Source organism: Pseudomonas sp., assembly GCF_030696055.1.
Lineage (GTDB): Bacteria > Pseudomonadota > Gammaproteobacteria > Pseudomonadales > Pseudomonadaceae > Aquipseudomonas.
On sequence record NZ_JAUYNP010000229.1, the window covers coordinates 1 to 14,323 of the forward strand.

The following is a 14,323-nucleotide window of genomic DNA, read 5'->3' on the forward strand; positions in this document are numbered from 1 at the left end:
GAAACAGCTGCTGCCCCAGGCTGCCTTCGAGGAAGGATGACTTGCGGTACAGGTTGCCGCCGGAAATGGCCGCCAGAAAGCTGCCGAACAGCCCGGTGGCCAGTTCGGCGGCAAACAGCACCGGCACCTCGCAGGTCGGCACTGGACGCGCGCCCAGACGGCTCACCGCCCGCTCGGCGGCGCGGCGGCCGATGCTGGCGGCGTCGGCCAGCAGCTCGCCCTGGCGGTTGACGTCGTACCAGTAGTCGCGCTGCATCTGCCCGCCATCTTCGGCGATCATCACGCAGCTCAGGCTGTGTCGGGTGCTGGCGTAGCCACTGACGAAGCCATGGCTATTGCCGTAGACCCGGCAACCCTGGTGAGTATTCAGCGTGGTGCCGTCGGCATTCTTGATCCGCGGGTCAAAGGCAAAGGCCGCCGCCTCGCAGCTCAGCGCCTGTTCTATGGCCTGCTCCGGGGTAATCGACCAGGCATGGTAAAGATCCAGCTGCGGCAGCTCACGGGCCATCAGCGCCGCATCGGCCAGCCCGGCGCACTCATCCTCGGAGGCATGCCGGGCTATGGCCAACGCCGCCGCCACCGTCTCGCGAATCGCCGCCTCACCGCTCGCCGAGGTGCTGGCCGAGCCCTTGCGCTGGCCGACATACAGGGTGATGCCAAAACCCTGGTCGCGATTGAACTCGACCGTTTCCACCTCCCGCTGGCGCACCGTGGTGGACAAGCCCTGCTCCACCGACACCGCCACTTCACAGGCGCTGGCACCCTGCTTGCGAGCCTCGGCGATAATCTGCTCGACCTGGGCCTGCAATTGCGGCACGGCCTGGGGGCCGACTATTTCTACTGCACTCATAAAAACTCCTAAGAACCCGTCCAGGGCCTACTGCGCTCGGTGATGCTGCGTTAAAAATGGCTTCGGAATGCTCATTTACAACCAGTAAACTCCGCTTCCTCAGCCATTTTTGCCTTGCCTGACCTTCGCTCGCTTACGCCCCTGAACAGATTCTACGCATTTAGAAGACTAGCTATGCGGCCCCATGGCCGAATGCTTACAGCTGGAAACTTGCTGCTATCATGTCGGCGTTTTCCATTGGACCGCCACCATGTCTGAATACCTTGACGACTTCTCCGGCGAGAAGAGCAAAACCCAGGTCAAACGCGAGCTGCATGCGCTGCAAGATCTGGGGCAACGCCTGACCACCCTGAAACCCGACCTGCTGAACAAGCTGCCACTGACCGACGAGCTTCGCCGCGCGCTCGCCGAGGCGCCGAAGCACACCGCCAATGCCGCGAAAAAACGCCATGTGCAGTTTATCGGGCGGTTGATGCGCGATCAGGACATCGAGGCCATCCTCAGCCTGCTCGACCAGCTGGATGCGTCTACTCGCCAGTACAACGAACGCTTTCATAACCTGGAGCGCTGGCGCGACCGCTTGCTCAACGGTAGCGACGCCACTCTGGAAGCCTTTGTGGTCGAATACCCCGAGGCCGACCGGCAGCACCTGCGCCAGCTGATTCGCCAGGGTCAGCACGAACTGGCGCAGAACAAGCCGCCCGCCGCCTCGCGCAAGATCTTCAAATATATCCGCGAGCTGGATGAAACTCAGCGCGGGCTGCGTTAATCCTGCCTTGATGGTGGGTTACGCCTTCGGCTAACCCACCCTAGGTCCGTTGCACAGATTGGGCGAAGCAGCACAAAGCCCAACCTACAGGTTGCCAGTCACCCACAGCACCAGCGGCACGAACCAGGCCAGCGTGACCATAAGACCGACCAGGCTTACCAACCCGTCATTCCAGCTACGCGGATCAATCCGCCCCAGCGAAAGCAGCCGCAACGACCAGTAGCCCTTGCCATACAACAACACTTCCACCAGGAAATAGAACAGAGCCTCCATCAAGCGCCAGTGCCGCCCACGGTAATCGCATCTATCTTCAGCGTCGGCTGGCCCACGCCCACCGGCACCGACTGGCCGTCCTTGCCACAAGTGCCCACTCCGCTGTCCAGAGCCAGGTCGTTGCCAACCATCGACACCCGGCTCATCGCCTCCGGACCGTTACCGATCAGGGTGGCACCCTTGACCGGCGCGGTGATCTTGCCGTCTTCGATCAGGTAGGCTTCGCTGGTGGAGAAGACGAACTTGCCGCTGGTGATGTCCACCTGACCGCCGCCCAGGTTGGCGCAGTAGATGCCCTTCTTCACCGAGCGGATGATTTCTTCCGGGTCGCTCTCGCCAGCCAACATATAGGTGTTGGTCATGCGCGGCATCGGCAGGTGGGCATAGGACTCGCGCCGACCGTTGCCGGTGCAGGCCACGCCCATCAGGCGCGCATTCAGCTTGTCCTGCATATAGCCCTTGAGCACGCCATTTTCGATCAGCGTGGTGCACTGGGTCTGGGTGCCTTCGTCGTCCATGCTCAGGGAGCCGCGCCGCTCGGCCAATGTGCCGTCATCGACTATGGTGCACAGGCTGGAGGCGACCTGCTCGCCCATGCGGCCACTGTAGGCCGAGCTGCCTTTGCGGTTGAAGTCACCTTCCAGGCCGTGGCCGACCGCCTCATGCAGCAGCACGCCGGACCAGCCGGCGCCCATCACCACCGGCATGCTGCCGGCTGGCGCGGGAATCGCATCCAGATTGACCAGGGCCTGGCGCAAGGCTTCCCGGGCGTAGCCCATGGCACGCTCTTCGTTGAGGCTGTCTTTTTCCAGGAAGTAGCGGTAATCGGTGCGCCCGCCGCCGCCGTGGCCGCCACGCTCGCGCCGACCGTTCTGCTCGACTATCACGCTGACATTGAAACGCACCAACGGGCGGATATCCGCGCCCAGGCTGCCATCGGTGGCGGCGACCAGGACCCGGTCCCAGACCCCGGCCAGACTCACGGTGACCTGCTTGATCCGCGGATCGAGAGCGCGAGTGGCGACATCGATACGCTTGAGCAACTCGACCTTCTCGGCCCGACCCAGCACATCCAGCGGGTTGTCTGGCGCATACAAGGAACTTACCAGCGGGCTGCTGAAGGCCTGTACCCGGCCACTCTGCCCGGCCCGGGCAATCGAACGGGCGGCGCGCGCCGCCTGGCTCAAGGCATCGGCGGTAATGGCATTGCTGTAGGCGAAACCGGTTTTCTCGCCGGACTGGGCACGCACGCCAACCCCCTGGTCGAGGTTGAAGCTGCCTTCCTTGACTATGCCATCCTCCAGCGCCCAGGTTTCCGAGACCTGGCTCTGGAAATACAGGTCGGCGGCATCGATGCCCGGGCCGGCCAACTCGGTCAAAATGCCGGGCAGCTGCTCGATGGTCAAACCGCCCGGGCCTAACAGGTGTTCACTGACGGACCACAACATCTCGCTCATAACGGCTTTATCTCGTTCATGGCTGCTTTATCTCGTTCATGACTGTTGCAAACCTGGCAGCCGCAGTTCGGCCGCTGCAAAAAATCTTTTATGCCGGGCGACCGGCATACGTCGACGAATAGCCGCCTGTTCGGCGCCATCGCGTTCGGCCAGCACCACGCCCTGGCCCTGCTCCTGTTCGCCCAGCACGCGGCCCCAGGGATCGATAATCGCCGAGTGCCCGAAGGTCTCGCGTCCGCCCGGATGATTGCCGCCCTGCCCGGCCGCCAGCACATAGCACTGGGTTTCGATGGCGCGGGCGCGGGTCAATACCTGCCAATGCGCCGCACCTGTGACCGCGGTAAAAGCCGCGGGCACGCTGATCAGCTCGGCACCGGCCTCGCGCAGGGCGCTATAGAGCTCGGCAAAGCGCAGGTCATAACACACGGTCAAACCCAGGCGCCCTACCGGGGTATCGGCCACCACCAGGTTTTCACCGAAGGCGAAATCGTCCGATTCGCGGTAACGGCCATGGCTGTCGCTGACGTCCACATCGAACAGGTGCAGCTTGTCATAACGCGCCACTCGCTGGCCGCTGTCATCGACCAACAGCGAGCAGGCGTGCGCCTTGGCCTCGGGCTGGCCATCCGGCGGCAGCGGCAGGGTGCCCGCGACTATCCATAGGCCCAGATCGCGAGCGGCTCGATAGAGCCAGGGCAGTATCGGCCCCTCGGCCAAGGCCTCGCGCCGGCCGATTTCGGCCAGGTCGCGGCGGCCCATGGCGGCGAAGTTTTCCGGCAGCACCGCCAGGCGCGCACCTTGCGCCGCGGCCTGCTCCAGCAGCGACCTGGCCTGGGCCAGATTGGCCAGCACATCGGCCTGGCTGACCATTTGAATTACCGCAAGACTCATGACCGGACGATCTCGAAGACGGCTGAACCCTCAGCTTACAAGCCATGGACCCGAACTGCACAGCAACACGCCCAAAGGCGCAACGATGGGCACACATAGTTACTGCGGTTTTTCAAACGGCTTGTCGAAGCTGATCTGCGGATCCTGCCAGGAACCCTTGACGTCGTACTGCACGCTGGCAAAACGCGCCACGCGATCACCCAGCAACTTATCGACGACAAACAGCGCCCCGCCAATGGCGGGAGCCCCGACTATCAAGGCCGCCAATGGCAGGTTGTTGCTGACCGGCAGGGTCACCAGCAGCTTGGCATTGACCTGTTCCAGGCGCATATCCAGGGTGCCGTCCAGCTGCAAATTGCTCGACGGCCCTTGCAGCGCGAGCGGTTCGCGGGTGACGAACACCCCGTCACTGGCGACCAGCAGCCCCTTGACCCGGTCATAGCTCAAGCCTTTGCCTAGCAGGTCGGAAAAGTCCAGGCGCAGGCGCCGGCCAATAGAGTTGAAGTTGAGCAGGCCGAACACCCGCAGCGCCGATGCCGGCCCCTGCACCTCGGAGAACTGCCCCTTGCGCAAGGCCACATCCATGCTGCCGGAGAAACGTTTGAGGGCGAACCAGGCGGGCGAGCCCGGCCAGTTACCGTCGACATCCAGGCGAAAGCTCGCGCTGCTGGCGGTCGGCGCATAGCCCCAGGCGATCAGCACACCGGCCAGATCCGCGCCCCCCAGACGACCCTTGAACCAGGTAGTGGCGGCCTCGGGAGTACCCTGCCAACCCGCCTGGCCGTCGATCTGCAGGCCTTTGAGATTGAGCTTGAGCTCACTGAACTGCACCCCCTCGGCATTCGGCCGGGCCTTGAGCGACCAGGCGCCCAATGGCTCGATGCCCTGATAGACGGTGGCGATACGCAGATCGATAGCCGGGATCTGCCGCGGATCGACACCGAGCAAGGGATCTGGCTTATCCGCCACCACCGCCGTGTCAACCTCGACCTTGGGCTCCGCCGCGGGCAGGCGCAGATACTCCAGATTCAGCGCTATGGGCGCGGCCTTGTCATCCGCCACCTCGATCTGGCCTTTGACCCGCTCGCTGTCGAGCTTGACCGCCCAGGCCTTGTCAGCCCGCTGCACGCCGACCGAAAGCGCATCCAGGCTGGTGCCGAAGCCGCTGAAGCGCTCGATCTGCAGCTGCGCATCCTTGAACAGCTGCTGAGCGTCGGCCTTGGGTAGCTGCGCATAAGGCTGCAACGTCGCCTGCCAGGCCGCCCAGTCCAACTCAGTCACGCGGCCGCGCAGGCGCACGCCCTGGCTCATCGGCAGGGTCGCCGCGCCATCGCCCAGGCGCAGCTCGCCACGCCCGGCACTGAACTGGCCGACGGGCGCGGCGAAGGCCAGACTGGCCAGCTCGGCATAATCCAGCCAGTAACGCCGCTCATTGCCACCCAGGCTCATGCGCCAACTGGCGGAACTTGTGCTGTCGGCGGTTTTGCCGAAGGGCGCCGGCAACTCGACGGCCAAGCCCTTGAGATCGGAGTCGACCCGCAGCTGACTGTCGAGACCGTCCAGGGTCAGACTCAGCTGGTACGGCAGGTTGCCGCTCAGCGGCAGCGGCTGGGTCACCCCCAGCCAGTTGCTCAGCTCGCTCACGGCTATCTGGCCATTGGCCTCGATGCGGCTGCGCGCGTGGCCTGCCGTCCCCTCGGCCAAGGCCTTGCCACGCACCGCATGGCCCAGCACCTGGGCACGGATATCCGGTGCGCTGAGGCCGCGGGCGGTGTGGTAGCGAAAGGCGCCCTGCAACTGGCTTAGCTGCAGCGTCGGGTTGGCCAACTTGAGCTGGGCGCCGTCGGTGGCGAAATCCACCACCACCTCGGGAGACAGGCCCTTGCGCAGCGGCAGATCCAGTTTGAGTTTGCCCGTCAGCGGACCCGCGCCGCTCCAGCCGGCGAAGAGTTCCGCCGTGCCGATCGGCGCCTGCTGCAGTATCTGCAAGGCATCGCCGACGCTGCTGCGCAACTCGCCAGTGAGCAGCAAGCGCGGCGGCTGGCCGGGCAACGCCGTGGCGATCAGGGCCTGGGCGTTGTGCACCCGACTATCGAGCAAACGCCCTTCGGCCAGCTCGACCCGTACCCCGCTGTCCTCGATAAACACAGTGCCGCGCCCTTCGCGCAGCGCCGGCCAGCCCGGCTGAAAGGCCAGTTCGGCCTGGTGCACGGCAAAGAACAGACTGAGGCTGCGCGCGCTATTCTCCGCGCCCTTGTTCAGCGAGCCCTGGTATTGGAAGAAACCTTCATCCACCGCGCCGGAGCGGATCGCGCTTTTCAGCCAGGCATCCAGCTCCGGGCTCATGCCCGGGGCCCGGCTCGGCAGGTATTTCTCGGTAAAGCGCGCGTCGCCCTGACGCATGCCCACGCGCAGGTCCATATAGTCTTCGGCGGCCGGGTCACGCTGCAAACGGATCAGGAAGTCGCCGGCAATCTTGCCCTCCTCGCCCACCACCTGCAGATAGGGGCTGCGCAGGGTGAACGCCTGCTCGTCCAACTGCCAGGTCAGCCGCGCCTTGGCCGTCTTGTAACGCCACGGCTGGGGGAACAGGGTGTCCAGGTGCAGGGCGAAATTTTCCGTGTCGAGGCGCAGCTCGCCCTGACCCAGGTCGCCGCTGATGCTGCCGCTGATGTTTTCCGCCGCGGGCGAGCCCAGGTAGGCGGCAAAGCCGATGCGCTCGAGGTTGGCGGCGAACTGCAGGCGCGTGCTGCCCTCGACCCGGGGCCGGTAGTCGAGCTGAATATTGCGCAACGCGCCCACGGGCTTGAGCTGCTTCAGCACGGCCAGGGCCTTCTCCGGCAGCGGCGCCAGCGCCGCCACCAGCGGCTGCAAGGGCGCCAGCTCCAGACGGTCGGCACTGAGCAGCCATTGTTCTTGCACAGTCGCGCTGTCCTGCTGCTGGGTCAGCGCCAGACGCGCCTCGCCCCAGCGCTGCTCGCCGCGACTGAATGCCAGGTCATCCAGCAGCAGCTGGAAGCCTTCCGCGCTGCGGGTGAAATAGGCATTCAGGCTCAGGTTGCTCAACGCCACCGGCTCACGCTTGCCATAGCCCGCCTTTAGCTGCGGCGCATGCAGACGACTGACCGCGCGCTGCACGCCGCCCTTGGCCCAGGACAGCCAGACCTCACCGCCGGCGCGGAACTGCTCGACACGCCAGTCGGCCAGCAGGCTGGCCGGCAACCAGGCGGCCCAGTCACTCTGCGGCAGGCTCAGGTACAGCTCGGCCTGGGCGTCTTGCCAGCGCTCGGCGCGCAGCCGGGTGCGCAACTGCAACGCCAGCGGCTGGCCATCCGGCAGCAGCAGGCGGCCGTCCAGACGCTGACGGGCAATGCCATTGCGCAGGGTCAGGTTGACGTAGGTCAGGGTTCTGGGTGGCTGCTCGTAAGCCTGCAGGGTCACCTGGCTGTTCAGCAGCGACAGGCGCTTGACCACCTGCAGCTGACGCAACACCTGGGTCAGGTCCAGGGGGGCGGCGCTGCGCCGTTGCGGCAGGCCTTTAAGCGTCCAAGCGCCCGCGGCATCCTGCTGCACGACCAGTTGCAGGCCGTCCAGCTCCAGGCGCGCCACCCGCAGCTGACGCGCCAACAGGCTGGCCAACACATCCGGCACCACCCGCACCTGATCCAACTGCAGCGCGCCCGGGCCTTCGCCCAGCAGCATATCGTGGGCGATCAACAGCGGCGCCAAGCCCTGCCAACGCCCTTCCAACGCGCCGATCTGCAGCGGCATGGCCAGCGCGGCGCGGGCCTTGTCTTCGGCCTCCAGGCGGTATTCGGCGACCAGCGGCACCAGCTCGCGGCCCAGGCTGACATACAGCGCCGCCAACACCAGGGCCAAGGCGCACGCGCCCAGGCCCCAACGCAGCAGAGTGGCAAACCAGCGAGCCAAGGCCTCCATTCAGTTCACGTCCGTTTCACTACTGGATAGATCAGAGCAAGACCACATCGTATTGCTCCTGGGAATACATGGTCTCGACCTGGAATTTGATGGTGCGTCCGATAAAGGCTTCCAGATCGGCGACATTGCCCGATTCTTCATCGAGCAGGCGATCGACCACCTTCTGGTTGGCCAGCACCCGGTAGCCTTCGGCCTGATAGGCACGGGCCTCGCGCAGGATCTCGCGGAAGATCTCGTAGCAGATGGTTTCCGCGGTCTTCAGCTTGCCGCGCCCCTGGCAGGCACTGCAGGGCTCGCACAGCACCTGCTCGATGCTTTCGCGGGTGCGCTTGCGGGTCATCTGCACCAGGCCCAGTTCGGTGATGCCGATGATATTGGTCTTGGCGTGATCGCGTTCCAGCTGCTTCTCCAGGGTGCGCAGCACCTGGCGCTGATGTTCCTCATCTTCCATGTCGATAAAATCGATGATGATGATGCCGCCCAGGTTGCGCAGGCGCAGCTGCCGGGCAATGGCCGTGGCCGCTTCCAGGTTGGTCTTGAAGATGGTCTCTTCCAGGGTGCGATGGCCGACGAAGGCCCCGGTGTTGACGTCTATGGTGCTCATCGCCTCGGCCGGGTCGATGATCAGGTAGCCGCCGGACTTGAGCGGTACCTTGCGCTCAAGGGCGCGCTGGATCTCGTCCTCGACGCCGTACAGGTCGAAGATCGGCCGTTCCCCCGGGTAATGCTCGAGGCGATCGGCAATCTCCGGCATCAGCTCATCGACGAACTGGGTGATCTTCTGGAAGGTCTCCCGGGAGTCGACGCGGATCTTCTCGATCTTCGGGTTGACCAGGTCGCGCAGGGTGCGCAGCGCCAGGCTGAGGTCTTCGTAGATCACCAGCGGCGTCGGCCCGACTTTCATCTGGGTGGCGATCTGCTCCCACAGGCGGCGCAGGTAGCGGATATCGGCGAGAATTTCATCGGCGCCGGCGCCGTCGGCGGCGGTGCGCAGGATAAAGCCGCCGGACTCCTCGATGCCTTCGGCGGCCACGCAATCGGCCACCACCTGCTTGAGGCGTTCGCGCTCAGCCTCGTCCTCAATCTTCAGCGAGATGCCGACGTGAGCGGTACGCGGCATATACACCAGGTAGCGCGAGGGAATCGACAGCTGGGTGGTCAGGCGCGCGCCCTTGCTGCCGATCGGGTCCTTGGTCACCTGCACCACCAGGCTCTGGCCTTCATGCACCAGGGCACTGATGCTTTCCACCGCCGGACCCTCACGGCTGGAGATTTCCGCGGCGTGGATAAAGGCCGCGCGCTCCAGGCCGATGTCGACGAAGGCCGCCTGCATGCCGGGCAGCACCCGCACCACCTTGCCCTTGTAGATATTGCCGACTATGCCGCGCTTCTGCGTGCGTTCGACATGCACTTCCTGCAGCACGCCGTTTTCCACCAGCGCCACGCGCGATTCCATCGGCGTGATATTGATCAGAATTTCTTCGCTCATGCGCTTATCTCTTCTGAGAAGGTGCTTACAAATTACTGCGCTCGCCCATTCTGCGTTGAAATCAGCCTCAAAATGCTCATGTACGACTGTACACTCCGCTTTTTCGGCTGGTTTACGCGCTGGCGCTTGTCCTTCGGACCAGCCTACGGCTGTTACTCCCGTTGGTCGTTGCGCCTTGCCTGGCCATCGCTCGCTACTTTTGTAAACACCTTCTTGATCAAGCTGAAAGCCCAGGGACTGCTGGCTGTAAGGCCGTCACTCACCCGCGACCCGCAACCTCTTGACTGTCAGCCGGCAACGACTGCCAGCACGGAATAGCAAATTCTGCGAGCAGCTCGGCAGTTTCGCACAGGGGCAAACCCACCACCGCCGAATAACTGCCCTGCAACTGGCTGACGAATACCGCCGCCAGGCCTTGAATAGCATAACTGCCGGCCTTGTCCTGGGGTTCGCCGCTGGCCCAGTAGGCGGCAATTTCGGCCGGCTGCAGCTGACGAAAGCTTACCTGACTGCTGACCACCCGGGCCGCGACCCGCGTCTCGCTGGCCAGGGCCACTGCCGTCAGCACCTGATGAGTGCGCCCCGACAGGGCCGTCAGGGTCGCCATGGCCTCGGCGGCATCGGCCGGCTTGCCGAGAATCCGCCCGTCCAGCACCACGGCGGTATCGGCCCCCAGCACCACGGCATCCCGCGGAGAAGCCAAAGCAGCCAAGCCGACCTGCGCCTTGACCCGTGCCAGACGCTCTACATAGGCGACTGGCGACTCATCTGGCAATGGATTTTCATCGATGGGGACGACATGCGTGAGAAAGGGCACACCGATTTGCGTCAAGAGTTCACGCCGACGCGGCGACTCGGACGCCAAATAGAGCTTGGCCATGCAGACTTCTCCCTGTCGGATAAGCGCAAGGCCCGCAGGCCTTGCTTAATTGACGCCGAGGCGCTGCTGCAGCCCGCGCAGGATCATGCAGATCCAGGGCCACAGCAACGCACTGACCAGCGCCGGCAAGACAAACGCCAAGGTCGGCGGACGGCTGCCGCTCAAGGCATTCAGCCACAGCTGCACCAACTGGGCCAGGCCGAACACCACCAACAGCACGCTACTCTGTTGCCACATGGGAAACATGCGCAGGCGCTGATGCAGGGTCAGCACCAGAAAGGTGATCAGGGTCAGCATCAGGGCATTCTGGCCGAGCAACGAGCCATTCAGAACATCGGCCAGCAAGCCCAGGCCCCAGGCCGTGGTCATGCCCACGCGATGGGGCAAGGCCAGCACCCAGAAGGTCAGAAACAGCGCCAGCCAGAGCGGGCGTCCCACCTCCATAAACCTCGGCATGCTCGACACGCTGAGCAGCAAGGCCAAGCCCAGGGTCAACCAGACCACCCAGATATTGCTCGCACGCACGGCCATTAGTGTGCAGCCTCCGGTTGAGGGATTGGCGCGGGCGATGGCGCCGGGGGCGGAGCGACTGCCGGGGTCCCGGCCTGCTGCAGAATCTCCCGATCCAGGGCTTCCTGCGCCTCGGCCGAATCGCTGGCGCGCTGTTCCGGGGTGCGCGGGTCGGTAAACACCAGCAGCATATAGCGGCTGCGATTGAGGCTGGCGGTCGGCATGGCGCGCACTATGGCAAAGGGTTGCCCGGAGTCGTGAATCACCTCGGTGACAGTGGCCACCGGATAGCCCGCGGGGAAACGCTGACCCAAACCTGAGCTGACCAGTAAGTCGCCTTCCTTGATATCCGCGGTGTCGGCCACATGGCGCAACTCCAGGCGCTCCGGATTACCGGTGCCGCTGGCGATGGCGCGCAAGCCGTTGCGGTTGACCTGGATCGGAATGCTGTGGGTGGTGTCGGTGAGCAGCAGCACTCGCGAGCTGTACGGCATCACTTCGACCACCTGGCCCATCAGGCCGCGGGCATCCAGCACCGGCTGGCCCAGCACCACGCCGTCTTTGGCGCCCTTGTCGATCAGGATACGGTGGGTAAAGGGGTTGGGATCGATGCCGATCAACTCGGTGGCCAGCACCTCGTCATCCACCAGGGCGGCGGAGTTGAGCAGTTCACGCAGGCGCACGTTCTGCTCGGTGAGCGCGGCGAGCTTCTGCAAGCGGCGTTGCATCATCAACTGCTCGGCCTTGAGCTTTTCGTTCTCGGCGGCCAACTCGCTGCGCGAACTCAGGCCCTGGGTCGCCCCTTCCCACAAACGCACCGGCAAACGCCCGACCCAGTAGACCGGCTCGACTATCAGGCCCAGCTGGGCCCGCAGCGGTTGCAGCAGGGCAAAGCGGGCATCCACCACCATCAGCGCAACCGATAGCACGGCGAACACCAGCAGGCGCACCCCGAGCGAAGGACCTTTGGCAAATAGCGGTTTGATGGCGAGCTCCTCGTAGCCACACGCTTCAAGCTGCCAGCGACAAGCTAAAACGGGGCCGGCTGTTATCCAACTTGCGGCTTATAGCTTGTCGCTTATGGCTCACTCGCTGGACAGCAGGTCCATGGTGTGACGATCCATCATCTCCAGGGCCTTGCCGCCACCACGGGCCACGCAGGTCAGCGGGTCTTCGGCAACTATCACCGGCAGACCGGTTTCCTGGGCCAGCAGCTTGTCCAGGTCGCGCAGCAGCGCGCCACCACCGGTCAGCACCAGGCCGCGCTCGGCGATATCGGAGGCCAATTCCGGCGGCGACTGCTCCAGGGCGCTTTTCACCGCCTGGACTATGGTTGCCAGGGATTCCTGCAGGGCCTCCAGCACTTCGTTGGAATTCAGGGTGAAACTGCGCGGCACGCCTTCGGCCAGGTTACGGCCGCGTACATCGACTTCGCGCAGCTCGCCACCGGCGTAAGCCGTGCCGATTTCCTGCTTGATCCGCTCGGCGGTGGATTCGCCGATCAGCGAACCGTAGTTGCGGCGCACGTAGGTGATGATGGCTTCGTCGAAGCGGTCGCCGCCGACCCGTACGGATTCGGCGTAGACCACACCATTGAGGGAGATCAGCGCGATTTCCGTGGTGCCGCCGCCGATATCCACGACCATAGAACCGCGGGCTTCTTCCACCGGCAGGCCGGCACCTATGGCGGCAGCCATCGGTTCTTCGATCAGGAATACTTCGCGGGCACCGGCGCCGAGGGCCGATTCACGGATGGCGCGACGCTCCACCTGGGTGGATTTGCACGGCACGCAGATCAGCACGCGCGGAGAAGGCTGCAGAAAGCTGTTTTCGTGCACTTTGTTGATGAAGTACTGCAGCATCTTCTCGCAGACGCTGAAGTCGGCGATCACGCCGTCTTTCATCGGGCGGATGGCGGCGATATTGCCGGGAGTACGACCGAGCATGCGCTTGGCCTCGGTACCGACGGCCACCACGCTCTTCTGGTTGCCGTGGGTACGGATGGCGACGACAGACGGCTCGTTTAGCACGATGCCGCGTTCGCGAACATAAATCAGGGTATTGGCAGTGCCCAGATCGATCGACAGATCACTGGAAAACATGCCACGCAGTTTTTTGAACATGGGATAAAGGACCCTAGGCAACGCGTGGGTAAAGGCAACGCGCGGGTAACGCGCAGGTAAAAAGTGCGGCAAACTCTAACAACGACAGGGATTTTGAGCAAGGCACCAATATGTTAGATTGCCTGTTTTTCCGGGCTCTAAGGCCCATCATCGCGGCCTTTGACCGCCAGCTTCCACTATCTGTTCCCTGCGCATTTGCGCATGGCAACTCGTTCACATTTCCATAGGCGGCCCGCTAAGTCCGCCGCCTTATTTAGGGAGAAACCTGATGGCGCTTGAACGCTGCGAAGTGGAGAAGATCGCTCATCTGGCTCGACTGGGCCTGAATGAAGCCGATATTCCGAGTACCACCGAGACCCTCAACAACATTCTCGGCCTGATCGACCAGATGCAGGCGGTCAATACCGACGGCATCGAACCCCTGGCTCACCCGCTGGAAGCTACCCAGCGCCTGCGCTCCGACGTGGTCACCGAAGTCAATCAGCGCGAAGCCTACCAGGCTATAGCTCCGGCCGTGGAAAACGGTCTGTATCTGGTTCCGAAAGTCATCGAGTAAGGGAAACCGCCTAGCCATGCATCAATTGACCCTGGCCGAGATCGCCCGCGGACTCGCCGACAAGCAATTTTCTGCCGAAGAACTGACCCGCAGCCTGCTGGCGCGCATTCAGCAACTCGACCCGCAGCTCAACAGCTTTATTACTGTCACCGAAGCGCTGGCTCTCGAGCAGGCCAAGGCCGCCGACGCGCGCCGCGCCAATGGTGAGAGCGGCGCCCTGCTCGGCGCACCGATCGGCCACAAGGACCTGTTCTGCACCCAAGGTGTCCTGACCAGCTGCGGCTCGAAAATCCTCAGCGGTTTCCAGGCACCCTACGACGCCACCGTGGTCGAGCGGCTGAAGAACGCCGGCTCTGTGTGCCTGGGCAAGCTGAATATGGACGAGTTCGCCATGGGCTCGGCCAACGAATCCAGCCACTACGGCCCGGTAAAGAACCCCTGGGACCTGACCCGCGTACCGGGCGGCTCCAGCGGTGGCTCGGCGGCGGCCGTGGCCGCACGCCTGTTGCCGGCCGCCACCGGCACCGACACCGGCGGCTCGATCCGCCAGCCGGCGGCGCTGACCAACCTCACCGGGATCAAGCCG

General features: G+C 64.1%; 13 protein-coding genes. 3 read left to right on the plus strand and 10 right to left on the minus strand.

Going from position 1 to position 14,323, the window contains the following annotated elements:
- The coding region (locus Q8Q83_RS13595; protein ID WP_305624555.1) for a metallopeptidase TldD-related protein at positions 1-850 on the minus strand (850 nt) is incomplete at its 3' end.
- A 250-nt stretch (positions 851-1,100) separates the two neighbouring features.
- Between Q8Q83_RS13595 and yjgA the strand changes: the two genes are divergently transcribed.
- A complete protein-coding gene (gene yjgA, locus Q8Q83_RS13600) occupies positions 1,101-1,619 on the plus strand; it encodes a ribosome biogenesis factor YjgA (protein ID WP_305624556.1) in 519 nt (172 codons plus the stop codon).
- Between the two features lie 84 nt (positions 1,620-1,703).
- On the opposite strand, the gene Q8Q83_RS13605 is transcribed toward yjgA, so the two are convergent.
- The 9 genes from Q8Q83_RS13605 to mreB all read right to left on the minus strand — a co-directional run bounded on the left by Q8Q83_RS13605 (position 1,704) and on the right by mreB (position 13,181).
- Positions 1,704-1,892 (minus strand): hypothetical protein, encoded by a 189-nt coding sequence (locus Q8Q83_RS13605; RefSeq protein ID WP_305624558.1) that lies wholly within the window; start codon positions 1,890-1,892, stop codon positions 1,704-1,706.
- Positions 1,892-3,349: a metalloprotease TldD gene (gene tldD, locus Q8Q83_RS13610; protein ID WP_305624560.1), complete on the minus strand. Its 1,458-nt coding sequence runs from the start codon at positions 3,347-3,349 to the stop codon at positions 1,892-1,894. The genes Q8Q83_RS13605 and tldD overlap by 1 nt, the downstream gene beginning before the upstream one ends.
- Before the next feature lie 36 nt (positions 3,350-3,385).
- On the minus strand, positions 3,386-4,240 hold the full coding sequence (locus Q8Q83_RS13615) for a carbon-nitrogen hydrolase family protein (RefSeq protein ID WP_305624562.1): 855 nt from the start codon (positions 4,238-4,240) through the stop codon (positions 3,386-3,388).
- Between the two features lie 99 nt (positions 4,241-4,339).
- Positions 4,340-8,179, minus strand: a complete 3,840-nt coding sequence (locus tag Q8Q83_RS13620; protein ID WP_305624563.1) for a YhdP family protein — start codon at positions 8,177-8,179, stop codon at positions 4,340-4,342.
- 31 nt (positions 8,180-8,210) lie between these two features.
- Entirely contained in the window at positions 8,211-9,668 is a 1,458-nt protein-coding gene (rng, locus tag Q8Q83_RS13625) for a ribonuclease G (protein WP_305624565.1), read from the minus strand.
- A gap of 259 nt (positions 9,669-9,927) precedes the next feature.
- Positions 9,928-10,548: a nucleoside triphosphate pyrophosphatase gene (locus Q8Q83_RS13630; RefSeq protein ID WP_305624567.1), complete on the minus strand. Its 621-nt coding sequence runs from the start codon at positions 10,546-10,548 to the stop codon at positions 9,928-9,930.
- 45 nt (positions 10,549-10,593) lie between these two features.
- A complete protein-coding gene (mreD, locus tag Q8Q83_RS13635; protein ID WP_305624568.1) occupies positions 10,594-11,079 on the minus strand; it encodes a rod shape-determining protein MreD in 486 nt (161 codons plus the stop codon).
- Positions 11,079-11,996: a rod shape-determining protein MreC gene (gene mreC, locus Q8Q83_RS13640; protein WP_371132411.1), complete on the minus strand. Its 918-nt coding sequence runs from the start codon at positions 11,994-11,996 to the stop codon at positions 11,079-11,081. Before mreC ends, mreD begins: the two co-directional genes overlap by 1 nt.
- Before the next feature lie 147 nt (positions 11,997-12,143).
- Positions 12,144-13,181: a rod shape-determining protein MreB gene (mreB, locus tag Q8Q83_RS13645; RefSeq protein ID WP_108096189.1), complete on the minus strand. Its 1,038-nt coding sequence runs from the start codon at positions 13,179-13,181 to the stop codon at positions 12,144-12,146.
- Positions 13,182-13,449: 268 nt separating this feature from the next.
- On the opposite strand from mreB, the gene gatC reads away from it, so the two are divergent.
- Together gatC and Q8Q83_RS13655 are read left to right on the plus strand one after the other, a co-directional pair.
- The gene (gene gatC, locus Q8Q83_RS13650) at positions 13,450-13,737 is read left to right on the plus strand and encodes an Asp-tRNA(Asn)/Glu-tRNA(Gln) amidotransferase subunit GatC (protein WP_305624574.1); all 288 of its coding nucleotides are present in this window, start codon (positions 13,450-13,452) and stop codon (positions 13,735-13,737) included.
- Between the two features lie 16 nt (positions 13,738-13,753).
- Positions 13,754-14,323: amidase (locus Q8Q83_RS13655; RefSeq protein WP_305624576.1), on the plus strand; the 570-nt coding region annotated here is incomplete at its 3' end.

Bases quoted from the DNA above. Each gene is read 5' to 3' on its own strand.
- yjgA (WP_305624556.1), top strand. From the start codon at position 1,101: ATGTCTGAATACCTTGACGACTTCTCCGGCGAGAAGAGCAAAACCCAG.
- Q8Q83_RS13605 (WP_305624558.1), bottom strand. From the start codon at position 1,892: ATGGAGGCTCTGTTCTATTTCCTGGTGGAAGTGTTGTTGTATGGCAAG.
- tldD (WP_305624560.1), bottom strand. From the start codon at position 3,349: ATGAGCGAGATGTTGTGGTCCGTCAGTGAACACCTGTTAGGCCCGGGC.
- Q8Q83_RS13615 (WP_305624562.1), bottom strand. From the start codon at position 4,240: ATGAGTCTTGCGGTAATTCAAATGGTCAGCCAGGCCGATGTGCTGGCC.
- Q8Q83_RS13620 (WP_305624563.1), bottom strand. From the start codon at position 8,179: ATGGAGGCCTTGGCTCGCTGGTTTGCCACTCTGCTGCGTTGGGGCCTG.
- rng (WP_305624565.1), bottom strand. From the start codon at position 9,668: ATGAGCGAAGAAATTCTGATCAATATCACGCCGATGGAATCGCGCGTG.
- Q8Q83_RS13630 (WP_305624567.1), bottom strand. From the start codon at position 10,548: ATGGCCAAGCTCTATTTGGCGTCCGAGTCGCCGCGTCGGCGTGAACTC.
- mreD (WP_305624568.1), bottom strand. From the start codon at position 11,079: ATGGCCGTGCGTGCGAGCAATATCTGGGTGGTCTGGTTGACCCTGGGC.
- mreB (WP_108096189.1), bottom strand. From the start codon at position 13,181: ATGTTCAAAAAACTGCGTGGCATGTTTTCCAGTGATCTGTCGATCGAT.
- gatC (WP_305624574.1), top strand. From the start codon at position 13,450: ATGGCGCTTGAACGCTGCGAAGTGGAGAAGATCGCTCATCTGGCTCGA.